Raw genomic sequence first — 23,416 nt, 5'->3', positions numbered from 1 at the left:
GACGCTCCGTCCCCATCCCTCGACCAGGGAAGAAGGAGTGCATGAAACGCAAACCGCTCTTGACGTCCATTGCGGCCGCGATACTTCTCGTCCTGTCAGCTGCGGGCACCTCGTTCGGTAGCGGCCTCGGCGCGCCCGCGTCGGCCACCATCGGCGTCGCCCGGGCGACCGCTGGCTGCGGCAAGGCCCCGACACTGACAAGTGGTACACACACGATTCTGCGCGGCGGCCAGACTCGGAGTTACATACTGCGGGTCCCCGCCGGCTACGACAGCAACCACCCCTACCGGCTGATCTTCGGCTTCCACTGGCGGGGCGGCACGGCGGGCGACGTCGACTCGGGCGGAACGGACGGATACAACTGGTCCTACTACGGCCTCCGGCGCCTGGCGGACAATGCGAACAACGGTACGATCTTCGTCGCTCCCCAGGGCATCGGCAACGGCTGGGCCAACTCCGGCGGCCAGGACGTGGCCTTCGTCGACGCCATGGTCAGCCAGATCGAAACAGGTCTGTGCGTCGACACCACCCAGGTGTTCTCCGCCGGCTTCAGCTACGGCGGAGCGATGTCGTACGCCCTCGCCTGCTCCCGGGCGACGGTCTTCCGCGCGGTCGCCGTGTACTCCGGCGCGAACCTCAGCGGATGCAACGGCGGCAACCAGCCCATCGCCTACATGGGTCTGCACGGCATCAGGGACAACGTGCTGCCCATCTCGTCAGGACGGGAACTGCGCGACACCTTTGTCCGGACGAACGGCTGCACCCCGCAGAACCCGCCCGAGCCGGCGTACGGAAGCCTGACGCACATCATCACCACCTACTCCGGATGCAAGTCCGGATACCCGGTGGTCTGGGCCGCGTTCGACGGGGCGGGCCACGACCCCGGTCCGATCGACGGGTCAACCGGTGACGGCTGGCGCACCTGGACGTCGGCAGCAGTGTGGCAGTTCTTCACCCGGTTCGGCTCGAATCCGTCGCCGCCACCCTCCGGCAACCAGGAGATCGTCGGTCAGCAGTCGGGGCGCTGCCTGGACCCCAACGGCCAGGGGACCGCGCACGGGACGAAAGCCCAGCTGTGGAATTGCACGGGCGGTGCGAACCAGCACTGGCACCTGGAGAACTGACATGCCGGGGGTTGCGGGCGCTCTCGCGGGAGCTGGTGCACCGGGGGCGTTCCGGATACGGCTGACAGCGGCGGGGTGGTGAGTGCGGCGAGGCCGTCCGACGGCGGGGTCGCGGAGTGCGTCGGCGACTTCCTTTGACGGGACGCAGGTGTCGCACGTGGCCGAAGGCCGAGCGTCAAGCGGGGGGCTCCGATGCCGGGATGTACTCGAACCAGTCGAAGGCGACCGCGCCCTCGATGGCGTACATGCCGATAACGCGGCCGGTGAAGCCGCAGGCGACCTCGGTGGACAGGTAGCGCCCGTCCAGTTCGACGAGTGGCTGGGCGTCCGGGGCGTCGGGGTCGCCGAGCCAGAAGGCGACGGTGTCAGGGCCGGTGGGCCCGGCACCGGTGAGTTCGGGCGACGCGGGCACGAGGTCGGACGTGCGGATCGCGATGGTGAGGGTCAGCGGTCCGGACGGGACCGGTCGGCTGGTCACGGTCTGACGCAGCGGACCGATCCGGGCGACGACGCCGGCCTGTCCGTCCCCGACCTCCAGTTCGTAGTGGTGGGCTTCGTCCATGCGTACACTGAGGCCGCCGCGTCCCGTACCCGGGTCGATCGCAGCGGTGACGCGGCAGTCGTGGTGTTGCTGGCGGCGGCCGACGAAGGTGTACCCGGGGCGGTCGAGGGTGGTGCCGGTGGCTCTGAGGGTCAGCCAACCAGGGCGCTCGGTCAGCGACCAGGAGCCCTCTGGGCGGGTGAATGGCGAGATCCAGTGCGGGGCGAGAGCGGACTTGTCGAAGTCGTCGCGGGCGGGCAGGGTCGGAACGGGGCGCCAGACCCCGCCCGGGGCCGTGTGGCTCTCGGGAACGGGCGCGACGACGGGCCAGCCGTCCTCGTCCCACTCCACGGGGGTCAGGAACGTCTCGCGACCGAGCACGTGCACGTCGGGCGTGAAGCCGCGGGGCCGGACGCCGAGCAGCACCATCCACCAACTGCCGTCGGTAGCCTCCACCAGGTCGGCGTGGCCGGTGTTCTGGATGGAGCGGCCGGTACCGCTGTGGGACAGCAGGGGGTTGGTGGGTGCGCCTTCCCAGGGGCCGCGCGGCGAGCGGCCGCGGGCGATGGACACGCTGTGGCCGCGTTCGGTGCCGCCTTCCGCGATCAGCAGGTACCACCAGTCGCCGATGCGGTAGAGGTGTGGCGCCTCGGGGTACTTGAGACCGCTGCCCGACCACGTGGCAAAGGGCCCCTCCAGCACCTCCCCCTTGGCCGGGTCGATCCTCGCCAAGTTGATGCCGCCTTCGGGCCCGGAGAAGGCGCACCAGCAGGTGCCGTCCTCCTCCCAGGCCAGATCGGGGTCGATCCCGGTCAGGTCGATCCACACCGGGTCGCTCCACGGCCCCTCGGGCCGCTCGGCCGAGACGACGAAGTTGCCGCCGCCGTCGATGTTGGTGTTGATGACCCAGTAACGGCCGTCGTGGTGACGGATCGTGGGGGCGTAGAGGCCGCCGGACGCCTTCGCACCCGGGAGAGGCAGCGGCAGTTGCTCGGGCCGGTCGAGCACGTTGCCGATGCGCTCCCAGTGCACGAGGTCCTTGCTGTGGAAGAGCGGCAGCCCGGGGAAGTACTCGAAGCTGGAGCACACCAGGTAGTAGTCGTCACCGACCCGACACACGCTCGGATCGGGGTGGAACCCGCTGATCACAGGGTTGTCGTACGTAGGCACAGAATATGTTCCTTTCGGGCCGCCTGGCGTCGTGGAGCGAGTCCAGGAGGTGCTGTGACTGGTGGGCGTACTCGGCGGCCCCCCGAGCGGGTTCTCCAGCACATGCCCTCGTCCACGGCCATAACCGACGTACGCGCGGCCTCTCGTTGCGTCAGAGGCTCTCGACGGTGACCACGGGGTGCAGCATGCGGGTGTGGTCGACCTCCCGGACCGGGCCGGTCAGGTGCAGCGGGACCCTGATGCGGTGGTCGGTGCTGCTGGCGGAGATCCGCAGCTCCAGCTCGCCTGGCTCGACGATGCGACGGCCCCCGCGGCCGGTGAAGGAGGCCAGGTCCGCGGGCAGTTCCAGGAGGACCCGGCAGACTTCCCCGGATTCGAGCGGTAGGCGCCGGTAGCCGACGAGGCGCTGCACCGGCTGGACCACCGAGGCCACCGGGTCGTGCAGGTAGAACTGCACCACCTCGCAGCCTGAGCGTCCGCCGGTGTTGAGGACCTCGAAGGCGATGCGGAAGCTGCCGTCGGTGCCGGTCTCCGCGACGCCGACGTCGAGCGCGGACCACTCGAATTCCGTGTAGCCGAGCCCGTGGCCGAACGCGTAGGCAGCGCTGGTACTGGTGCTGGACACGTCGCTGTCCTGGGCCAGCCGGGCGGCCAGGTAGGTGGAGGGCTGGACGCCCTTGTGCCGCGGCACACTCACGGGCAACCGTCCCGAGGGGTTCACCCGCCCGCTGAGCACGCCGGCGATCGCCTCGGTGCCCGCCTCCCCGGGGAAGAAGGACTGCAGGATCGCCGCCGCCTCCGTCTCGGCGCGCCCCAGTGTGTAGGGGCGGCCCGCCAGCATGACGAGCACCACAGGTGTGCCGGCATCCAGCAGGACGTCGAGCAGCTGCTCCTGCACGCCGGGCAGTTGCATCGACTCGACATCACATCCCTCGCCGCTGGTGCCGCGGCCGAACAGGCCGGCGCGGTCCCCGAGGGCGAGCACCACGACGTCGGCCGCACGGGCCGCCGTGACCGCCTCGGTGAAGCCGGCCGTGCTGTCGCCGTCGACTGCCGCACCGGGTGCGGAGAAGATCTCGGCGTCGGGGAACTCGGCCGCCAAGGTCTCGCGCAGGGTGGGCAGCGCGATACCGGTCGGAACCTCGGGGTGTTGTGAGCCGACGTGCACAGGGAAGGAGTAGCAGCCCAGCACGGCCGTCGGGGTGTCGGCGTTGGGGCCGATCAGCGCGATCCGGCGGGGGCGGCCGAGCGGCAGCGTGCCGTCGTTGCGCAGCAGCACGACGGCCTGCTCCGCCAGCTCGCGTGCCAGCCGCCGGTTGGCCGGGGGGTCGAGGTCGACGCTGCCGCGCAGCGCTTCGGGAACGGCGGGATTCGCCCCGGAGATCGCCTGCGGAATCGGGTTCCAGTCAGGGTCGAGCAGGCCGAGCTGTGCCTTCTGGACGAGGACCCGGCGCAGGGCACGATCGATCAGTTCCTCGGGGACGGTGCCGGCCTCGACCGCGTCGAGCAGCGGCTGTCCGAACGTCTTGACCGTCGGCAGCTCGACGTCGACGCCGCTGGCGAGGGCGAGCCCGGCCGCCTCGTCCCAGCTTCCGGCGACGCCGTGCAGGAGCTTGAGGAAGGCGATGCCGAAGTAGTCCGCCACCACCGTCCCGTCGAAGCCCCAGGTGTCCCGGAGCAGACCGGTGAGCAGTTCCTGGTCGGCGGCCGAGGGGATGCCGTCGGTGTCGGTGTAGGCGTGCATGACCGAGCGTGGTCGGCCCTCGCGCAGCGCCATCTCGAACGGGGGAAGGATGACGTCGGCACGCTCGCGGGCGCCCATCGTGACCGGCGCGAGGTTGCGGCCGGCCCGCGAGGCGGAGTAGCCGGCGAAGTGCTTGAGCGTGGCGACGATCCCGGCGGACTCCAGGCCCTGCACATAGGCGGTGGCGATGGTGCCGACCAGGTACGGGTCCTCGCCGATGGTCTCCTCGACGCGGCCCCAGCGGGCGTCGCGCACCACGTCGAGTACGGGGGCGAGGCCCTGGTGGACGCCGACGGCGCGCATGTCGGTCCCGATGGCGGTGGCCATGGTGCGCACCAGCTCGGGGTTGAAGGTCGCTCCCCAGGACAGTGGGACCGGGTAGGCGGTCGCCCCCCAGGCCGCGAACCCGGCCAGGCATTCGTCGTGGGCGATCGCCGGGATGCCGAAGCGGTTGGCGGCGGCGATGCGCTGCTGGGAGCGGGCGAGCGAGAGCGCACCGACGGCGGCGTCCACGGGAACGGTGCCGAACGGCCGGGTCAGCTGGCCCAGACCGTGCGGCAGCAACTCGTCCAGGTCCGGCGGCTCCTCCATCTCGTGCTGGTGCGGGGCGACCTCGCCGCCCTCGTCGGAGGCGCCCACCCAGACGCCGACCAGCTGCGCTGTCTTCTCCCGCAGGGTCATCGCCGCGATCAGGGCGTCGGCCCTGATCGCGGGGTCGAGCGAGACGTCCCGCCACGCGGGGGTGGCGAGTTCGGCGGCGGGGTTCATGTTGCCGGTCACTTTCCTCCGACCCCCATGAGCCCCTGGACCAGGGCGCGGCGGGCGAACAGGTAGACGACGAAGATGGGGAGCATGGACAGCACCACGGCACTGAGCAGTCCGGGGACGTCGACGCCGTGTTCGGTCTGGAAGTTGTACAGACCGAGGGTGATCACCTTGGTCGAGTCCGACTGGGTGAGGATCAGCGGGAAGAGGAAGCCGTTCCAGGCCTGCAGGGCCGAGAAGACGACGATGGAGGAGAGCCCGCCTTTCGACAGCGGCAGGACCAGCTGCCTGAAGACCCGCCGCGGGGAGGCTCCGTCCATCGCCATGGCTTCGTACAGGTCGGGGGTGATGTCGCGCATCGCCCCGGTCAGTACCAGGGTGCATACCGGCAGCGAGAACGCGGCGGTGGGCAGGATGACGCCGATCAGGTGGTCATAGAGCCCGGCCTGGCTGATCACGTAGAACATCGGAACGATCACCGCCTGCGCGGGGATCGCGAGTCCCAGCAGGAAGAACCGGAAGACGACGGTGATGGTCCGGCCCTGGGCGCGCACGATGGCGTAGGCGAGCGGCGGCACCACCACCAGCACGATGCCGACGACGCTGACGGTGACGATCAGGGTGTTGAGGAAGTCCTGGCCGAAGCCGTTGGAGAACGCGTTGAAATAGTTGCTCAGGGTCAGCTGCGACGGAAAGCTCAGCGGGCCCTGGCTGGAGTAGTTGGAGGTGGTGCGCAGGGTCGCGATCAGCAGCACGTAGAGCGGCAGACCGACCAGGGCGAGCCATATCAGGGAGCCCAGCCCCGCAAGGTAGTTGGGGCGCTGTCGCATCAGATCCCCTCCGCCGTGCTGCGCATCTTGTCGTAGCCGGAGAGCCGGACCACGGCCAGGGAGATGAGGGTGGCGACCACGACCAGGACCAGTGCGATGGCCGAGCCGGCGCCGAAGTCGTATTCCTTGAAGCCTTGCTCGTACATGTAGTAGGCGCTGACCGTGGTGTCCGTGCCGGGGCCGCCCTGGGTGAGGATCAGGACCGTGTCGAAGGTGGTGAGCCCGCCGACGACCATGAGGATCATCGAGGTGATCATGGTGTTGCGCAGTTGCGGCAGGGTGATGTGGAAGAACTGCCGCACGGTGCCGGCCCCGTCGATCGCCGCGGCCTGGTAGAGCACCTGCGGAACCGCGCGGGCGCCGCCCTGGTAGAGCAGTGCGTGCAGGGGGGTGAACTGCCACATTCCGACGAAGGTCAGCACCGCGATCGAACCGGACTGGCTGCCGAGCAGGTTGCCGTTGCCGAACAGGGAGGGAAGCTGGCCCGGGATGCCGAAGTTGGGGTCGAGCAGGGCGCGCCACAGGACTGAAACCGCGGTCGCCGAGAGCAGCAGGGGGACGAAGAAGATCGCGGACAGCACGGCCCGGTTGCGCTGGGGTCCGGCCGCCCAGACGCCCAGCAGGATGCTGATGGGCGTCTGCGTCACGATCCCGAGCACGGTGAGCACGAGGGTGAGCCAGACGCTCTGGGTCATCACCGGGTCGTGGATCAGCTTGGTCCAGTTCGCAAGGCCGTTGAAGTGCGGCGCGGTGACGCCGTCCCAGCTGGTGAAGGACAGCACCGCGACCAGCACCAGCGGGAGGATCGCGAACAGCAGGAAGAAGAGGGTCGCGGGTATCGCCCAGGCGAAGCCCGGGCGGGTCACCCCGACGCCGGCCGGGCGTGCCTTGAAGCGGCGGCCGGACACGGCTGCGAGAGAAAGTGAACTCATCGGTCCTACTCAGGAATTGGACAGCGACTGCATCGCCTGGATGAAGCCGTTGGCGTCGCTCTTGCCGTCGAAGAACTTCTGAACGGCCGTGTGGAGCGGCGTGGCCGCCGCCGGCGGGTAGGCCTGGTCCCAGGACAGCTGGAACGACGGTGCCGCCTTGACCAGGTCGAACTGGAACTGCGAGTAGTCCGGGCTGGCCGAGGTGGACAGGAAGTTGGCCGTGTTGGTGGTGGTCGGCAGGTTGCCTATGCCGAGCTGTGCCTTCACGAACTCGTCGGAGTACATGAGCTTGAGGAAGGCCGCCACGGCATCGGGGTGCCGGGTCTTCTTCACGACGGAATAGAAGTTGTTGGTGTTGCCGACGACGTCCTTCGGGTCGCCCTTGCCGCCGCTGACTGTCGGGAAGGCGCTGTAGCCGAGGTCGTTCTTGGCGAAGTCGGGGTTGTTGGACTGCTGGGTGGAGTACTCCCAGGAGCCCATCAGCTCGAAGGCGGCCTTGCCCTTGGCCAGCAGCGCCGGGGACCCGCCGTCGGTGAACTTCACCGAGTCGAAGTGGTTCCCGAATGCGCCGGCGTCGATCAGCTGCTTCAGCATGCCCAGAGCCTTCTGGCTGTCCGGGCCGGCCCACGCGCTCTTGTCACCTGCGAGCGCCTTCTGGAACAGGCCCGGTCCGGCGACCCGGTCGAAGACGTACTCGAACCACATGAGACTGGGCCACTGGTCGCCGCCGCCGAGCGCGATCGGAGTCAGGCCCTTGGCCTTGAGCACCTTGACGTCGTTGATCAGGTCGTCCCAGGTCCGCGGAACGCTCAGGCCGGCGCTCGCCAGGACCTTCTTGTTGTTGAAGAGCAGCACGGGCTGCGTTCCCCGCATCGGGACACCGTAGGACTTGCCGTCGACCACCGCGGTGTTGAACACCGAGGGGAGGAAGTTGGACTTGAGCCCCGGGTCCTTGGCGATCATGTCGTCCAGGGGGAGCAGGAGGTTCTTCTTGGCGAAGGGCGCGATGCTGCCGCCGCCCCAGTTGAAGAAGACGTCCGGGGCCTGCGGGGTGTTGATGATCGTGTTGAGCTTCTGCTGGTAGTCGGCGCCCGGGATGGTGTCCAGCACCGCCTTGACCTTCGAGGTCTTGTTGAACGTGTCGACGATCTGCTTCTCGACCTTGTTCGCGGCGTCCCCGTAGACGAGGACGTGGATCGTCCCGGAGTTGGAGCCGCCGCTGGACCCGCACGCGGCGGTCAGACCGAGCACCAGCGCGGTCGCTGCCGCTACCGCGGCGAATCTGTTCCGGGTTGCACTGTTGTGAACGGTCACGCGAAGAGAACCCATGTGCTCGCCATCCGTCGATAGTTTCGAAGCAAGTTCCGAATGATGCGGGAAACCTAGGCGTCACATCGACCGCCGTCAAGGAGCTGGCAGGCCCATCTCGATACGGGCGTAACGGCGATGCCCTGACCAGCTGGCATTCGTCCCGTACAGTCGCAAGGACTTCGTACGTCGCGCACCAGGGCAGCACAGGAGGGATCGTGACCAGAGCGGCGACACTCGCCGAAATCGCGCGCGAGGCGGGAGTGTCCACACCGACTGTTTCGAAAGTCCTCAACGGCCGCCCGGACGTCGCCTCCTCCACCCGGGAGCGGGTGGAGGAACTGCTGCACCAGTACGGCTACCAGCGGCGCCGCGGCAACAGCGCCCCGTCCAGCCCATTGCTGGAGCTGGTGTTCCACGAGCTGGAGAGTGCCTGGGCGATGGAAGTCATCCGCGGGGTCGAGAACGTCGTCCGCGAGGAGGGAATGAGCGTCGTCCTGTCGGAGTCTTCGGGCCAGCTCAGCCTTGGGCAGCCCTGGCTGGACGGGGTGCTCGCCCGCCGCCCCACGGGCGTGCTCCTGGTGCTGTCCGGGCTCGACAAGGCCCAGCAAGCGCAACTGACCAGTCGTGACATCCCGTTCGTGGTGATGGACCCGGCAGGGGATCCCGGTCAGGGCATGCCGGCGGTCGGGACGACCAACTGGAACGGCGGCCTCGCCGCCACCCGCCACCTGCTCGACCTGGGCCACCGGCGCATCGGCATGGTCGCCGGACCACGGCGGATGATGTGCAGCCGCGCCCGGATCGACGGCTATCGGGCCGCGCTGGAGACGACCGGCGTCGCCTTCGATCCCGCACTGATCCGCGAGGGCGACTTCCACCACGAAACCGGCTACCGGGAGGGCCTGGAGCTGCTGCGCCGCAAGGACCGGCCCACAGCGATCTTCACCGGCAACGACCTGCAGGCGCTCGGCCTCTACGAGGCCGCACGGGAGCTGGGCCTACGAATCCCGGAGGATCTCAGCGTGGTCGGCTTCGACGACCTGCCCATCGCCCGCTGGGTCGGCCCACCCCTGACCACCGTCCGCCAGCCGCTGACCGAGATGGCCGAAGTCGCCGCGCGCATGGTGATCGACCTCGCCCGCGGCAACCCACCGTCCGCGCTGCGTGTGGACCTGGCCACCAGCCTGGTCGAGCGCAGCAGCACAGCCCGGCCCCCCGCCACTGAGCGTCGGCGCCTTCGAAATTTCGAAAGCACGTGACGCATCGCTCCGGTCGCGTAGCGCGAGCCCTGGGGCCATTGCGACTCTGTGACGGAGTGTGTCTTGAACACGACGAGCAGCAAAATGGGTGTGGTGCACGTGTGGAAGCGGATGGGCGGCAGGCACTGGGGCGCTCACGGGGCGGGCTGACCAGCAAGATCCACCTGTTGTCAGACGATCGCGCCCACTGGCTGACCTGGCAGACTGCGCCGGTACCAGTACTGCGCCTCCGGCGATGCCGAGGTGCCACCGGTGAGGGTCCCAACTCCGCGGTGTCGGCGGCTCCTTCGACGGCGGCGTCGTCGAGGTCGCACCTGCCTGGGCGACTCGTGTAGTTCTGGCCGGGGAACGGCGGGGACCGTCTTCGGCTGGGTAGGGAGTCCACAGGTGGGCCCCTGGGGGTTCCTCACTCCTCGCGATGACGGGCCTTCGCCGGAGCACCCCGTCGACGTCCCGCTGAGCCGGTGACGGGTGACTCCGAGGAGCGCAGGTGTTTCCGCAGCCACTGCTCTGTGTTGTTGACGTGCAGGAGGGCGGCTGCCTGGCTCATGAAGGCGTCGCGGGCCGCGAGGGCGGTGAAGATCGACTCGTGTTCGCCGAGCGTGCGGCCCGCGGCCTGATCGTCGACCAGCCCGCGCCAGATCCGGGCACGCAGCATACGGCCCGATATGCCTTCCAGGAGCGTGAGCAGCGAGCTGTTGCCCGTCGCGGAGATCACGGCCCGGTGGAAGGCCGCGTCGTGGGCGTTGAGCTGCTCGACGTCGTCGCGGGCCTCGCGCATGGCGTCCAGGTGTTGCTTGACCTCGGCAAGCTGCTCGTCGGAGATCCGGGTGGCGGCCAGCGCGGTCGCCGCCGGCTCCAGCAGCCTGCGGACCTCCATCAAGTCCAGCAGCGCGGCCGAGTCGCTCTGGAGGAGTTCCACGGCTCCGACGAGGCCCTCGAACAGCAGGCTGGGCTCCAGACTGGTCACGTACGTTCCGTCGCCTCGCCGGACGTCCAGCACGCGTGCGACGGCCAGTGCCTTGACGGCCTCGCGGGCGAGGTTGCGGGACAGACCCAGCTGGGCGGCGAGGTCCGCCTCCGGTGGCAGCTTCGAACCCGGAGGCAGCGCACCGCTGCGGATCAGCTCACGGATGTGTTCGATGGCCTTGTCGGTCAAAGACACCGCGCACTCCTCCCGCGACCGGCCCGCGCCGGTACATCCATCAGGCCCCGAGCGCGAAGGTCGACCCACAGACCGGTGGAACGGGCCGAGGGTGAAGTTGCACGCTTCGTTCGACCTGTTCGTGCTTTCGCATGCTCAGGGGACGTTGATGATACTGGGATGCGTGCTGGGGGAGGCCACGGCCACGGCGGTCAGGCGCGTCCCGTGTTCCTTCGGCGGGCCTGTCGGGGGAGAGCAGCCCGGAATTCCGGAGGCCGCCGAGGAAAGGCGAGGTGCCTGGAGCCGATCAGTGGCCGCGAACCAGTCCAGGGCTTGGGACACGTGGGTCGCCGTACCGGTCGGAGCTGACGTTCGTCCGACTCGACAGAACCCCTGTCCTCCCCGGTGCACCAGTCGGCCGTGGCCTTGTCCCGTACCGCGCCATGGGAGAGCGTTCTGTCCGGCCGCCGGACGCACCTCCTCGTCCGCACGGCGTGCGGGTCGCCGCCGTCGACCAGCCCCGGTGGATCGCCCTCGTCGAAGAGGACTTCCACGTCGCCTGTGTGCGGTCGCCGGAGTCCCGGTAAGACGGTTGGAGGCGGACGCCGATCACGAAAACTGGACGGGCCGCACAAGAAAAGTACAGGCTGGCGATCATCCCTTCTGTGCCGCGATCAGCGCCCTGTACCAGTGGTAGCTGTCCTTGGGAGTGCGCCGCTGCGTGTCGTAGTCGGCGCGGACGATCCCGAAGCGCCCCAGTCGAGGAACAGCCGCCTGCGCCCGCCGTCGACCGGACGTAGGATCTCGACGTCCCCGCTGAAGCACACCTTGCCGGTGACGTCGGGCGGCACGAGGTCGAGGTCGGGGATCGCGCGGTTGGTGGCTGCCTTCGGGTCCACGGCGTAGTGGGCGGTGGTGGTGAGCACTTCGTACGCCCCGGTGCCGGGGAAGCGGTGGCCTGCGGCGAACGGCTCGCGGGTGTGCACCTCGAGCCGGACCGGGCGCTCCGGGACAGGACTCACCGGCCCGCCTTGTGAACCGTCGGGGAAGCGGAGCGCCAGCCCAACTCCGGTGCGATCAGGTGGCGTACGTCGTGCAGGATCTGTTCGTACTCCTCGCGATGGAACTCGTAGGGCAGCTCCAAGCGCAGCTCGGACACCTGCGTGAGGACGGGATCGGCCGCCAGCTGTTCCAGGATCTGTTCCGCGGTGCCGACCACGTCCGGGGCGAACAGGAACCGCTTCGGGCCCAGTGGCGCCAGGGTCTGCGGTTTCAGGGTGCGCTCGTGCCGACTGGCCGCGTAGTCCCGGTAACGGGCCCGGGTGGCCGCGTCGGCGCTGTCGAACGGCACGATCACCCGTCCGAGCGCTAGGCGCGCCGTCGGCCGGTCGTCGCCCAGGCCGCGCCGGTACTCGGAGAGCAGGTTCAGCTGGGCGGTGGTGAAGTCGTCGGTGTTCTCGCCGGAGACGATGTTGCCGGAGAGCAGGTTGAGACCGTTCTCGGCGGCCCAGCGGACCGAGCGCACGCTGCCTCCGCCGTACCAGACCCGCTCCACCAGACCCGGGTTGTGCGGCTGCAGCCGCGGCCGCTGGATGTTGCCCGGCGAGTGGATCACCGTGTCCGGGCCGCCGAGATAGTCGCCGCGCAGGTTGTCGACGAGGCGGGCGATCCTGCCGTACGACAGGTCGAAGCCTCGCCAGTCGCCGTCGTACACCAGGTCGCCGAGCAGTTCGGCGTGTGGCATGCCGGTGCTGAAGCCGACCTGGAGGCGGCCGCGGGACAGGACATCGGCAAGCGCCAGGTCTTCGGCCAGGCGGAAGGGGCTCTCGTAGCCGATCGGGATGACCGCGGTGCCCAGCTCGATCCGCTCGGTGCGCTGTCCGGCCGCGGCGAGGAATACGGCAGCTGAGCCGACGCCGTGTTCGAGGTGGCGCTGGCGGATCCAGGCGCCGTCGTAGCCGAGCCGTTCGCCGTACTCGAAGAGCTGGAGTGTCTCCTCCAGGCCGATGTACGGGTCGTCGTCGGCGAAGTTGCCCGGGGTGAGAAGGGCTAGTGAGGTGATGGTGGGTGTGCTCATGCGACCTTGGTCCTCAGCTCGTGGTGGTCTCGGCGCCGGGGGTGGGGACGCGGCCGCCGGGGATGGCCGCGAGCAGCTGTCGGGTGTACTCGTGGCGGGGGCTGGTGAACAGTTTCTCCGGCGGGCCTGTCTCGACGACGCGGCCGGCCCGCATGACGGCGACCTGGTGTGCGATCTGCCGTACGACGGCCAGGTCGTGCGAGATGAACAGGTACGCCACGCCCTGCGGCACGAGTACGGCTTCGACAAGCCGGTGCTATGTCCGGGTCGCCACGGGTGACGTTCCCCCAGGCCGCGTCGCAGACGCCGGACTGGAGCGTCGGCGCCAGCTGGGTGACCTGGAGCTGCTTGAGGGACACGTCGACACCGACGGCCTTGAGCTGCTGCTGGATCAGTTCCAACGCGGGCTGGTTGGTGGCCGAGTTGGGTATCCAGTCGATGGTCAGGCTCAGCTTCTTGCCGTCCTTGGTGCGGATGCCGTCGCTGCCGGTCTTCCAGCCGGCCGCGTCCAGCAGCGACTTGGCTTTGGCCGCGTCGGACGCCAGGTCGGAGGCGAGGCTGGTGTAGTCGGGTGTGGTGTGGGCGAGGACGCTGGTCGCCGGCTGGGTGCCGGTCGGGAACACGGTGTCCGCGATCTGCTGCCGGTCGACGGCGTACAGGGTCGCCTGGCGCACTCGCGCGTCCTTCAGGACCGGCCGTGAGTTGTTGAGGCCGAGACCGAACACGACGCCGGGGTTGGCCCGTCGCTGCAGGGTGACCTGACCGCCCTTGAGCGCCGTCTCGTTGGCCTTGCCGACGCTGCTGATCGCGTCGACCTGGCCGGACTGGAGGCCTCCGGCCCGTACGCTGCGGGGTCTCCCTCACGCTCGCCGACGACTCGATCCCCAGCGAATGGGTCGAAGTGGCCTGCAGGAACTGGGAGTTGGGCTGGCTGAACGTCACCTTGACGGTGAGCGGGTCGACTGCCGTGGTGCTCTTGACGCCGCTCAGGTAGCCCTCGGCGAGAGTCCCCAGGGCGCCGAGCTTCGGCACCGCGTCGAAGTTGTCCTTGACGGCCTGCGCGGTCAGCTTCGAGCCGTCGCTGAAGGTGACACCCGACCTCAGATGGAACGTGAACGTCGTGGCGTCGGAACTGACCTTCCAGCTCTTCGCCAGCCACGGCACGATCTTGGCGGTCTTCGGGTCCTGGTCCGTCAGGGAGTCCACGATCTGGCGCACCGAGTAGATGGTCTCGTTGCTGGCGACCTGCTGCGGATCCACGCAGCCGGCGTCCGAACCCACCGCGAAGGTCAGGGTGCCGCCGGACTTGGGCTGCCCGGCGCCGCTGCCGGAACCGCCGCCGCCGGAGCCGCAGGCGGTCAGCAGAACACTGGTGGTCACGACGGCGGTCAGTGCCGCCCACCGGGAGGTTCTGACATCGGAAAGTGCAGTCACGGAGGGCTTCTCCTGCTCGTGTCACCAGGCACGGATGTGGTGCAGGGCACGGCCGTGCGTGGGCGTGCGGCCCCGGCCGGCGCGACGCCGGTGCCGGGGGAGCGCTGTGCAGAGGGGGGATCAGAGCGAAAGGGGGGATCAAAGACAGACGGAGATCAGGCGCAGGCGGGTGCGGCGACGACAGGTGCCGTACTGCGACCAGCGGCGGGAAGGCCCGTCAGGCCTGACAGAGACAGCTCGTCGAGCGCTTGAGGTCGATGTGACGCCGGCGCGAGAGCCGGGAGAACACGGTGGTGCCGGCGAAGCGGGCGCTGAGGTCACCACCGTGCCGCATATCGGTCCTCCATATATCCGGCCCCGGTCACGGGTCACGCGCTTGCGGACATCATCGGTGATCCCGCCGGGCTTTCACCTGGAGCACCCCACCGCGTGGGAGGGTTGCCGGTCAGCGAGCCAGGGCTTGACGCTGACACTCAATGCCGTTCGTGATCGTACGGAGCGGTCTTGTCGGTACGTCAATGGCGCAAAAGGACGCCTTGTACGGGGAGTCGGGGCGAGAGTGCGCCCAGCTCAGGAGCCGCCGCGCTCGCGGGGGATCTTCTGGCCGGCTTCGATCGCCACCGGCAGCCGGTTCTCGGCTGGGGGCAGCGGGCAGGTGGCCAGGTCCGTGTAGGCGCACGGCAGGTTGGTGGCACGGTTGAAGTCCAGGACGACCGTACCGTCGGCGGCGGGCGGATCGAGGGCCAGGGCCCGGTTGGCGGCGTAGGTGGTGACCCCGGAGGTCTCGTCGGTGAACAGCACCATCAGCCGTCCCGCACCGTGGCCGGGGAACACGGTCAGCGACAGCGGGCGCCCGTCGAGTTCGAACTCGACTCTGCCCGGGGCGTCGTAGACATGCTCAAGGCCCTCGACCGCAGCGCCCACGGTGGTCGGCCGCGGAGTGTCGAAGGGGATGTAGCGGCCCGTCACGGCCCAGCGCGGGTCGGGGGCGTAGGCAGGCGTTCCGGTGAAAGCCGTGCGCAGCGGCGCGTCCGGGTGCCGGGGGCGCACGATGTCCTGGCCGCCGCGCCTGGCGACCTCGATGACGGCGTCTCCCCAGAGGGCGTCGACGCCGCCGCGCTCGGGAAGCACGCCGAAGCGGTGCTCGCCGCGCACCGGCGCCCCGTCGACGACCAATTCCTCGGCGTCGTCGAGGTCTACGACGACGCCTTCGGGGCCGGTGCGCCACGCGCCGGGCGCGTCCGGGAAGCGCTGGGGTCGGTCGTCGAGCCAGTGCAGGCCGGTGATCGCCAGGAACCCGTGAGGGGCGGCGAGCCGGGCCTCCTGGGCTCGGTACCACTCCAGCCAGGTCTCGGTGAAGGCGTGGAGGTCCGTGGTGGCGGCCTCGGTGGTCATGGGGAATCTCCTTTGTGCCGGGGGGCCTTCGGGCAGGGGATACAGGGGGTTGTCGAGCGGACGGGTGTACTCAGCCGGCCAGTTCGCCGAGGAGTCGCCAGGTGCGTCGGCGATCGGCTTCTCCCGCGATCTCGGTGCCCGAGAACACGACCTCGGTGGCGCCGGCGTCGCGGTAACGGCGTACCTCGGCCTCGACCGTCTTCTCGTCGCCGATCACGGCCAGGTCGGCGGCCCGCCCGCCGCCGGAGAGTTCGATGACTCGCGCGTAGGAGGGGATCTGTTCGTAGAAGGCGAGGTTCTGGGTGGCCTTGGCCCGCACCGCGTCGACATCGTCCGTGACCACGCCGGGCACCAGGGCCACGATCCTGGGCGCGGGGCGGCCTGCGGCCTCGGCCGCGGCGTTCAGGGCGGGCACGATGTGGTCCGCCAGGGCGCGCGGTCCTGCCAGATAGGGCAGGATTCCGTCGGCAAGCTCGCCGCTGGCCCGCAGAGCCTGCGGCCCCATCGCGGCGACGAGCAGGGGGACGCCGTTCTCGGCACCTGGTACCCGCGCCGGGATCGGTGTGGTGGCGGTGAGCAGCTCGCCGTGGAAGTCGGCCGTACCGGTCTTGGTCAACTGCCGCAGGGCGGTGAGGAATTCGCGCAGCCGGGCGATGGGTCGTTCGAAAGGCAGGCCGAAGCCCGTCTCCGTCAGCAGTTTCGTGCCCAGAGCCAGACCGAGGTGATAGCGGCCGTGGGTCGCGGCCTGGGCGGTCTGGGCCTGGCTGGAGACGAGCAGCGGGTGTCGACCGAAGACGGGGATAGCGGAGGTGCCGACCTGCAGTCCGGGCACCTCGCGCCCGACGATCCCCGCGAGCTGGGGTGAGTCCGCGCCGAAGGTCTGCCCGAACCAGGCCGACGTGACACCGAACTCGGCGGCTTCCCGGGCCAGTTGGACGGTGGCGTCGACCTGGTTCGGCGCGTCGGACGCGTTGAGCGCTACTCCAACAGTCATGTCAGTCAGAACGGGCGTCGTCCGAACCCGCATTCCGGTCGGCGTGTGACAGCTTCTTGTCAGTCATGTGTACAAGGGCCGGCTCGGAGGCTCAGCCCGCCTGTCGTCGGTCCGGTGCGGACCTGTGGGTGAGGGGTGCGCGCAGGCCGAGGTGCTCGCGCAGGGTGGTGCCGCTGTACTCGGTGCGGTAGATCCCGCGGTCCTGCAGCTCCGGGACGAGCAGGTCGACGATGTCGTCGAGGCCGTCTGGGATGAGGTAGGGCGTGACGTTGAAGCCGTCGATCGCGCCGTGCCGCACGAAGTGGGCGAACTTGTCGGCCAGGCCGGACGGGGTGCCGACGTGCCCGCGCTGTGGGCCGAGCGCGATGACGGTCTCGCGCAGCGACCAGCCGTGCGCCTCCGCCTTCGCCCGCCATTCGGCCACAACCGCGCGCGGGTCGGTGATGCGCCGGGCGCCGAAGGAGCCGTCGTTCTCGGTGACGACCGGATCCTCGTTGGGCAGCGGGCCGTCGGCGTCGCGGTCGGACAGGTCGATGCCCCACAGCAGTCCGGCGATCCCCAGCGCCGTGGCGGGTGTGACCTGCTGGAGCCGGATCCAGCGCTTCTTCTCCTGGGCCTCCTCCTCGGTGGCGCCGATGATGATCTCGGTGCCGGGCAGGATCCGCAGGTCGTCGTCGGGTCGGCCGACGGCGCGCAGACGGGTGCGTATGTCCTCGGCAAAGGCGAGTGCGTCGTCGAAGACGTTGCCGTGCGCGGAGAAGATGACGTCGGCGTTGCGGGCGGCGAAGTCGCGTCCCTCGCCGGAGTCACCGGCCTGGAAGATCACCGGGTGGCCCTGGGCGCTGCGCGGCAGGGTCGGGGCGAGGTCGACGTCGAACTGCGCTCCGCGGTGCCGTACTCGGTGTACGGCACCGGGCACCGACCATTCCCGTGCACCCGCGGAGTCGGCGATTGCTCCGTCCCCCCAGCCGTCCCACAACGCGCGGGCGACGGTGAGGAACTCCTCGGCGCGCCGATAGCGGTCGGCGTGGTCGAGGTAGCCGCCGCGGCGGAAGTTCGCGCCGGTCCAGGCGTTGTCCGTGGTCACCACGTTCCAGCCGGCGCGGCCCTCGGAGAGCAGGTCGAGTCCGGAGAGGCGGCGGGCCAGATCGGCGGGTTCGTTGAAGGTGGAGTTGGAGGTGGAGACCAGGCCGATCTGGTGGGTGACCGCGGCCAGCGCCGCGAGCTGGGTGATGGCGTCCGGCCGTCCGGCCACGTCGAGGTCATGGATTCTGCCGTCGACCTCGCGCAGCCGCAGTCCCTCGCCGAGGAAGAACGCGTCGAACAGGCCCCGTTCGGCGGTCTGGGCGACCCGGCGGAAGGAGGCAGGGTCGATCTGGGAGCCGCTGTCGGGGGCGGACCAGATGGTCCAGTGGTTGACGCCCTGGAAGAACACTCCGAAGTGCAGCTGGGCGTGTGGCCGGGGGACGTCGAGGGGGTCGGTGCGGGTCATCGGGCATCCTCCTGGGCGGCCGCGGCCATGGCTGCGAAGCGATTGGCGGGGCGCTCCAGACCCAGGGTCGAGCGCAGGGACGTACCGGGCAGCGGGCGGGCGACGAGGCGTCGCTCGGACAGGGCCGGCAGGACGAGGCGGGAGAGGACGGGCAGGTCCTCGTCCAGCACCAGCGGGTGCAGCCGTACGCCGTCGACGTGACGGCTCAACTCAGCCAGCAGTGAGACCAATTGGTCCGCCGAGCCGACGTGACGCAGCCACCTCCGGTCGGTCCACGACGCGTGCCGTTCCAGGTCGGCGACGCGCTCGGCGGCCGAGGCCTGCGGGGTGTCCAGCGCCACGTCGACCTCGGCGAAGACGCGGGGCGTACCGGCGGCGGCAGCGGCCGCGGCGACTTCCGCGAGTTCGCGCCCTTCGACGAGAGCGACGTCGAGCTGTGCGGCGGGAACCCGGTCCGGCCTGCCCAGGACGACAAGCTGCCCCTGAGGCGGGCGCGGCACGATCGCCGGGCCCTTGACGGCATACGCCTCGCCCGTGAAGTCGATGTAGTGCAGCCGCTCGCGGTCGAGGTAGCGGCTGGTGGCCACGGACCGGATGACCGCGTCGTCCTCCCACGAGTCCCACAGGGCGCGGGCCACCTCCACGCCGTCACGGGACTCCCGGGCCCGTGCGGCGGCGTCGGCGATCAGCTGCCGCCCCCAGGCACGCGCCGCCTCGGCACGCTCCTCCTCCGTCACCACCCACCCGGCGCGACCGGCGGAAATGTGGTCCAGGGACGCCAGCTGGCCGGAGACATGGAAGGGTTCGGCATACGTGACCGGGACGACGGGCGCGATCCCGATGGTGCTCGTGGACGCCGCGATGAAGGCTGCCCGCTCCACCGCGCCGATACGGCCCACCGGATCCGGTGAGGCGCCGGGCGGCAGCACGCCGTCGTCCAGCGTGATCAGCGTGAACCCGGCGTTCTCGGCGATGGTGGCGACCTGGGCCACGCGGCGCGGTGTGAGCAGTTGATCGGGGGAGTGGGCGGCGCGGCGCCAGGCCGCGGGGTGGGCGCCGTCGCCGTCGATCTCGACGGCGAGGTGCAGGGCAGGGCCGGACAATGGGAGTTCCTTCCGGGAAACACGAGAAACCCGCGGCCACAGGGCCACGACGAGACAGCCGACGGGACGGCCGGCAGGGGTCAGGCGTGTACGGAAGGACAGGCGGCGGAGGAGGTACGGCAGTAGTCGACATGCCGCCGGGTGATGAGCCGCGCACCGGTGCACGCACCGCGCGGTGCCGCGCCCAGTACGTGCATCAAAGCCTCCACCTGTCAGGAACTTTCCCCTTCAACGTACGTCGCCCGCCCCTGTGAGTGTCAAGGTCGACCATGGCGGAGGGGCATCTCATGCGCTGGGACGCGTGGTGGACGCACCTCTCCCGTTGTGCTTTTATCCGGCCATGACGACCACTGGCCCGGCGCACACGGTGCTGCTCGACCCGTTCTGGGTGAGCCGCCGCGCCGATCAGTTCGACGAGGTCTGTTGCTGATCGCGGTTCGACGGCTCGCGATCAAGCTCTTCTTCTCTCTGCCTGCAGCTTTCTCTTGCCCTCAGACAGCCGCTCTCCGGGCGCAGTTGTGGGGCGCACGCGTCCGCCCTGCCGCGAATGAAACCCCCATGGCCCAGTCCACAGCCCTGTCTGTCATCGACATCTCTCGCTTCCACGCCCCGGACGCCGACCGCGACGCCTTCCGCGCCGAACTCCGCTCCGCCGCACATGAGGTGGGCTTGTCCTACGTCACCGGGAACGGCGTCCCCGCAGCACTGCGGGAGGAGGTGCTGAGCGCGGCACGCCACTTCTTCACGCTGCCGGAGCTGAAGGACATCGTGTCGCGCTGGCAGGCGCAAGCGCTGCGGGTGAGCCGTGAGGTGCTGCGGGCGCTCGCGGCGGCCCTCGGACAGGACGAGGGCTGCTTCGACCAGTGGTTCGACGACGAGGCGGCCGTGCCCGTGAAGATCGTGTCACCGGACACCACCACCGAGCCGTAGCCCAGTTCGGTGCGCAGCCGCTCGGCCTTGGCCGGGGAGCGGGTACTGCCGATGACCTTCCCGGCGCCCAGCAGCCCGGCGACCGGACCGGTCAGGGTCCCGACCGCGCCCGCCGCCCCCGTGACCAGGACGGTGTCGCCGGGACGGACGTCGGCGAGCCGGGTGAGCGCACCGTAGGCGGCCGACCCGACGACAGGTGGGCGACCGCCTCCGACAGCACATCGCCGACCGGGGCGCAGTCGCCTGCGGCCACCAGCGCGTGCTCGCGCCACCCGAGCAGGTGCGTGACGGTGTCTCCCGGCTGCAGCGGACTGCCCGGGCCCGCGCCGACGACCTCGCCGACAGCGGGGCCGAAAAGCACGTCACCGGCGTTGACCGGCGGCAGCGGTACTCCCTCGAGTGCGCCTCCGATCAGGGTGCGCAGCACAGGGAATACAGGGTGCGCAGCACAGGGAATACAAGGAAGTACCGGTTGAGGACGAGGACTTGACCGGGGCCGGGCGTGGGCAGTGGCTGTGACGACGGCGAAATGCTCGGGGCCGGGCAGCCCCTCAGGGGCAGTGACAAGCCGGATCTCGCGGGTGGCGGACGGCAGGGGAGTGGCCATGGGGGGCTCCTGTTCGGGAGAAGTGAAGCGGTCCGAGCGGGACGACCGGCCGGTGCGGGCGCGCAGACGATAGCCCCTGAGGTGCGCGTCAAAGGCAAGTACGGCTGCCCGCAGCGTTCACGCCGGTCCCGTGTCCGCTATGCAAGACCTGTCCGGAAAGTTATTGACCAACGTGGTGGACCTCTGCTGAACTCCCGTGCCGTGAACCCGCGCGTGGAGCTCACTCGGCGGCGCCACATCGATCTGGCGCACGTCTCCAGCGCGTTTTGTTGTCGCTGACCCGGTAAGTGGTCCCCGGCGGGAACCGGTGCGCACCGACGGTGCGCGTCGTGCGGAGGCGGTCCGAAACCGCCCGTAATGCAGCGCCGTCCTGTGGGATCGCGGTGTCCGCCTCCTGAGCGACCGCTCCTCCAGCCTCACCTCTTCCGCGCGCTCCGCACAGACTGAGGTTCGGTCTCCCCTGCGTTGCCATCGCGCCGACTGCCCGATCTCCCGTCGATCGGCTCGCGCGTCGGCCGTTCACTCACGCTCTCCGCTCTCCGATCGCCGCACGGAGCACCCAGCTCTCAGCTGTGCGCCCACTTCCTCCCGAGAAGGACTCCCTCATGCCTGTGTCCATCCGTAAGCTCACCGGCCGCATCGGCGCGGTCGTGGAGGGCGTCGACCTCACGGCGACCCCCGATCTCTCGACGGTCACGGCGCTCCGTGACTCCCTCAACGAGCGCAAGGCGATCGATCGTCTTCGATGACGTCAACCTCGACAACGCCGGCCAGGAGCGCGTGGGCCGGTGGTTCGGCGAACTCACCACCGCCCACCCCAACGTGCCGGCCGCCGACGGCACGACGAACGTGCTCGCCGTCGACAGCGAGACGTCCAAGGCCAACGAGTGGCACACGGACGTCACCTTCGTGGTCAACCCGCCTCAGCTCACCACGCTCCGGTCGATCGTGACCACGCCGTACGGCGGCGAGACGCTCATCGCCAACGCCGCCGCGGCCTACCGCGACCTGCCCGAACCGCTGCGCGCCCTCGGGGACACGCTGCGCGTCGTGCACACCAACCAGTACGACTACGCCCGCTCTTCGGCCACGACGGCACAACGGCAGGAGTACGACCGCATCTTCGTGTCGACGCCGTACGAGGCGGAGCACTCCGTCGTGCGGGTGCATCCGCTGACGGGCGAACGCGGGCTGTTCATCGGCGGGTTCGCGAAGCGGATCGTCGGCCTGTCGAGCGGCGAGTCGGTCGATCTGCTGCGCCTCCTCCAGTCGTACGTGACGCGTCCGGAGAACATCCTGCGCTGGACCTGGTCCCCGAACCAGCTGCTGATCTTCGACAACCGGATCACCCAGCACTACGGGGTGGACAACTACGACGACCACCCGCGCCGCCTCAACCGGGTGACGGTCGCCGGAGAGGTGCCGGCCGGTGTCGACGGCCGCTGCAGCGAGCAGCTCGTCGGCGATGCCTCGCACTACAGCAGCGTACTGGCGGTGGCCGCATGACGGAACTCAGCCTCAAAGCGCCTGCCGTCACCAAAGGCCCCGACGCCGAGACGGTGCCGGGCGGGCCACCCATGACGATGAGCACAGGATCACCCCTCCGTCAGCCGTCGCGAAGAAGCGCCGTGCGCCTGAGCGTTGCGCACGAAGAGTTCGTGCAGGTCGCGGACCGCCCGCGGAACGGAGCCGGAATGGCGGCGCTGCAGTACCAGCAGTACGTCGGTCGCATCCCCCGCGAGTGGCCGCACAGTGATCGCGCCCCGTCGTTCCAGCGGGTCGCCGACGACGCTGAAGTCCGGCAGCACTGTGGCCCCCAGCCCCTCGGCCACCATCAGTTTGCCCATCTCCGCGCCGTCGGTGGAGTACGAGAAGGACGGAGTCCGGCCGCGCAGCAGCCGGTGCACGAAACGGTGCATCACATAGCCGGACCGCATCACGACCAGCGGCTCGGCCAGGAGACTGTCCGCGTCCACCGCATCCATGGCCGCCAGCGGACTGTCCGGACGCACGCACACCACCGGCCGGCCGCAGAGCAACTCCGTCGTCTCGAAGCCGGGCGGCATGTCGTCGCCCCGGAGGTAGTTCACCAGTCCCAGGTCGAATGCGCCCTCCAACAGCCCGAGGTGGATGTCGGCCTGCTGCGCGCCGACCAACTCCACCTGGGTGACCGGGTGCGAGGCCCGGAACTCGCGCACGGTCGGGATGACCAGCGGGACGGTGGCTGTGTTCACCGTCCCGAGCCGGACCATGCGGCTGATGCGGTGCTGGTCGCCGGCAGCGCCGCGCAGCCGGTCGACCGCGTCCAGCACGCTCATGATGTGCGGCAGCAGCTCGCGTCCCTCGTCGCTCATCTTCGCGCCGGACCGCTTGCGCTCCAGCAGGTCCACGCCGAGTTCGCGCTCCAGATTGCGTACGGTCTCGCTGAGCGCCGGCTGGGACAGGTGCAGTTCCTCGGCGGCACGCCGCAGCGAACCGAGCCGTGTGACGGCAGCGATGTATTCGAGCTGTTCGATACGCACGAACAGGAGACTGCGCCCTCCCGGGACCGGGTTCAAGGGAAT

17 protein-coding genes, 5 pseudogenes and 1 riboswitch are annotated in these 23,416 nt (G+C 69.8%); of the genes and pseudogenes, 5 read left to right on the top strand and 17 right to left on the bottom strand.

From position 1 onward, the window contains the following. Positions 1-41: 41 nt before the first annotated feature. Positions 42-1,109: pseudogene (locus A6P39_RS03905) on the top strand (RICIN domain-containing protein); the annotation flags it as partial. Between the two features lie 190 nt (positions 1,110-1,299). Here A6P39_RS03905 and A6P39_RS03900 read toward each other — a convergent pair. The 5 genes from A6P39_RS03900 to A6P39_RS03880 all read right to left on the bottom strand — a co-directional run bounded on the left by A6P39_RS03900 (position 1,300) and on the right by A6P39_RS03880 (position 8,420). Further along, positions 1,300-2,835, bottom strand: a complete 1,536-nt coding sequence (locus A6P39_RS03900) for a glycoside hydrolase family 43 protein (RefSeq protein WP_067039083.1) — start codon at positions 2,833-2,835, stop codon at positions 1,300-1,302. A gap of 151 nt (positions 2,836-2,986) precedes the next feature. Further along, positions 2,987-5,347 (bottom strand): glycoside hydrolase family 3 N-terminal domain-containing protein, encoded by a 2,361-nt coding sequence (locus A6P39_RS03895; RefSeq protein WP_067039109.1) that lies wholly within the window; start codon positions 5,345-5,347, stop codon positions 2,987-2,989. An 8-nt stretch (positions 5,348-5,355) separates the two neighbouring features. Next, entirely contained in the window at positions 5,356-6,174 is an 819-nt protein-coding gene (locus tag A6P39_RS03890) for a carbohydrate ABC transporter permease (RefSeq protein ID WP_053659069.1), read from the bottom strand. Beyond that, complete coding sequence (locus tag A6P39_RS03885) at positions 6,174-7,106, bottom strand: carbohydrate ABC transporter permease (protein ID WP_079133078.1); 933 nt, start codon at positions 7,104-7,106, stop codon at positions 6,174-6,176. The genes A6P39_RS03890 and A6P39_RS03885 overlap by 1 nt, the downstream gene beginning before the upstream one ends. Before the next feature lie 9 nt (positions 7,107-7,115). Beyond that, entirely contained in the window at positions 7,116-8,420 is a 1,305-nt protein-coding gene (locus A6P39_RS03880; protein ID WP_443052814.1) for an ABC transporter substrate-binding protein, read from the bottom strand. A 212-nt stretch (positions 8,421-8,632) separates the two neighbouring features. Between A6P39_RS03880 and A6P39_RS03875 the strand changes: the two genes are divergently transcribed. Continuing rightward, positions 8,633-9,676 carry a LacI family DNA-binding transcriptional regulator gene (locus tag A6P39_RS03875; protein WP_443052813.1) on the top strand — a complete coding sequence of 348 codons (1,044 nt, stop codon included), beginning with the start codon at positions 8,633-8,635 and terminating at the stop codon, positions 9,674-9,676. Positions 9,677-10,082: 406 nt separating this feature from the next. On the opposite strand, the gene A6P39_RS03870 is transcribed toward A6P39_RS03875, so the two are convergent. Further along, the gene (locus tag A6P39_RS03870; protein WP_067039085.1) at positions 10,083-10,841 is read right to left on the bottom strand and encodes a FadR/GntR family transcriptional regulator; all 759 of its coding nucleotides are present in this window, start codon (positions 10,839-10,841) and stop codon (positions 10,083-10,085) included. 422 nt (positions 10,842-11,263) lie between these two features. On the opposite strand from A6P39_RS03870, the gene A6P39_RS03865 reads away from it, so the two are divergent. Beyond that, positions 11,264-11,407 (top strand): hypothetical protein, encoded by a 144-nt coding sequence (locus A6P39_RS03865; RefSeq protein WP_159395913.1) that lies wholly within the window; start codon positions 11,264-11,266, stop codon positions 11,405-11,407. Positions 11,408-11,474: 67 nt separating this feature from the next. Here A6P39_RS03865 and A6P39_RS03860 read toward each other — a convergent pair. The 9 genes and pseudogenes from A6P39_RS03860 to A6P39_RS03820 all read right to left on the bottom strand — a co-directional run. Further along, positions 11,475-11,573: pseudogene (locus tag A6P39_RS03860) on the bottom strand (family 1 glycosylhydrolase); the annotation flags it as partial. A gap of 265 nt (positions 11,574-11,838) precedes the next feature. Beyond that, the gene (locus A6P39_RS03855; protein WP_067039087.1) at positions 11,839-12,897 is read right to left on the bottom strand and encodes an LLM class flavin-dependent oxidoreductase; all 1,059 of its coding nucleotides are present in this window, start codon (positions 12,895-12,897) and stop codon (positions 11,839-11,841) included. Positions 12,898-12,910: 13 nt separating this feature from the next. Next, a pseudogene (locus A6P39_RS03850) lies at positions 12,911-13,120 on the bottom strand (ABC transporter ATP-binding protein); the annotation flags it as partial. Positions 13,121-13,154: 34 nt separating this feature from the next. Further along, positions 13,155-14,331 (bottom strand): annotated as a pseudogene (locus tag A6P39_RS03845) (ABC transporter substrate-binding protein); the annotation flags it as partial. Between the two features lie 217 nt (positions 14,332-14,548). Beyond that, positions 14,549-14,665, bottom strand: a complete 117-nt coding sequence (locus A6P39_RS03840) for a putative leader peptide (protein WP_331454089.1) — start codon at positions 14,663-14,665, stop codon at positions 14,549-14,551. A 33-nt stretch (positions 14,666-14,698) separates the two neighbouring features. Beyond that, a riboswitch (SAM riboswitch) is annotated at positions 14,699-14,812 on the bottom strand. An 89-nt stretch (positions 14,813-14,901) separates the two neighbouring features. Continuing rightward, positions 14,902-15,726, bottom strand: a complete 825-nt coding sequence (locus A6P39_RS03835; protein WP_067039090.1) for a DUF1684 domain-containing protein — start codon at positions 15,724-15,726, stop codon at positions 14,902-14,904. A gap of 70 nt (positions 15,727-15,796) precedes the next feature. Then, positions 15,797-16,720, bottom strand: a complete 924-nt coding sequence (locus tag A6P39_RS03830; protein WP_067039091.1) for an LLM class F420-dependent oxidoreductase — start codon at positions 16,718-16,720, stop codon at positions 15,797-15,799. A 91-nt stretch (positions 16,721-16,811) separates the two neighbouring features. Beyond that, the gene (locus tag A6P39_RS03825; protein ID WP_067039092.1) at positions 16,812-18,212 is read right to left on the bottom strand and encodes an NtaA/DmoA family FMN-dependent monooxygenase; all 1,401 of its coding nucleotides are present in this window, start codon (positions 18,210-18,212) and stop codon (positions 16,812-16,814) included. Next, positions 18,209-19,315 (bottom strand): LLM class flavin-dependent oxidoreductase, encoded by a 1,107-nt coding sequence (locus A6P39_RS03820; protein ID WP_067039093.1) that lies wholly within the window; start codon positions 19,313-19,315, stop codon positions 18,209-18,211. Before A6P39_RS03820 ends, A6P39_RS03825 begins: the two co-directional genes overlap by 4 nt. Before the next feature lie 558 nt (positions 19,316-19,873). Here A6P39_RS03820 and A6P39_RS03815 point away from each other — a divergent pair. After that, positions 19,874-20,245 carry a 2-oxoglutarate and iron-dependent oxygenase domain-containing protein gene (locus A6P39_RS03815; protein ID WP_067039094.1) on the top strand — a complete coding sequence of 124 codons (372 nt, stop codon included), beginning with the start codon at positions 19,874-19,876 and terminating at the stop codon, positions 20,243-20,245. Positions 20,246-20,336: 91 nt separating this feature from the next. On the opposite strand, the gene A6P39_RS03810 is transcribed toward A6P39_RS03815, so the two are convergent. Further along, complete coding sequence (locus A6P39_RS03810) at positions 20,337-20,852, bottom strand: hypothetical protein (RefSeq protein ID WP_331454088.1); 516 nt, start codon at positions 20,850-20,852, stop codon at positions 20,337-20,339. A 605-nt stretch (positions 20,853-21,457) separates the two neighbouring features. Between A6P39_RS03810 and A6P39_RS03805 the strand changes: the two are divergent. Next, positions 21,458-22,358, top strand: a pseudogene (locus tag A6P39_RS03805) (TauD/TfdA dioxygenase family protein). 89 nt (positions 22,359-22,447) lie between these two features. On the opposite strand, the gene A6P39_RS03800 reads toward A6P39_RS03805, so the two are convergent. Then, positions 22,448-23,374 (bottom strand): LysR family transcriptional regulator, encoded by a 927-nt coding sequence (locus A6P39_RS03800; RefSeq protein WP_067039096.1) that lies wholly within the window; start codon positions 23,372-23,374, stop codon positions 22,448-22,450. Positions 23,375-23,416 lie beyond the last annotated feature (42 nt).

Origin of the sequence: Streptomyces sp. FXJ1.172, from assembly GCF_001636945.3 — a bacterium.
Taxonomy (GTDB): domain Bacteria; phylum Actinomycetota; class Actinomycetes; order Streptomycetales; family Streptomycetaceae; genus Streptomyces.
The sequence above is the reverse complement of the archived record's forward strand: the minus strand, read 5'-3'. Positions and strand labels throughout refer to the sequence as shown.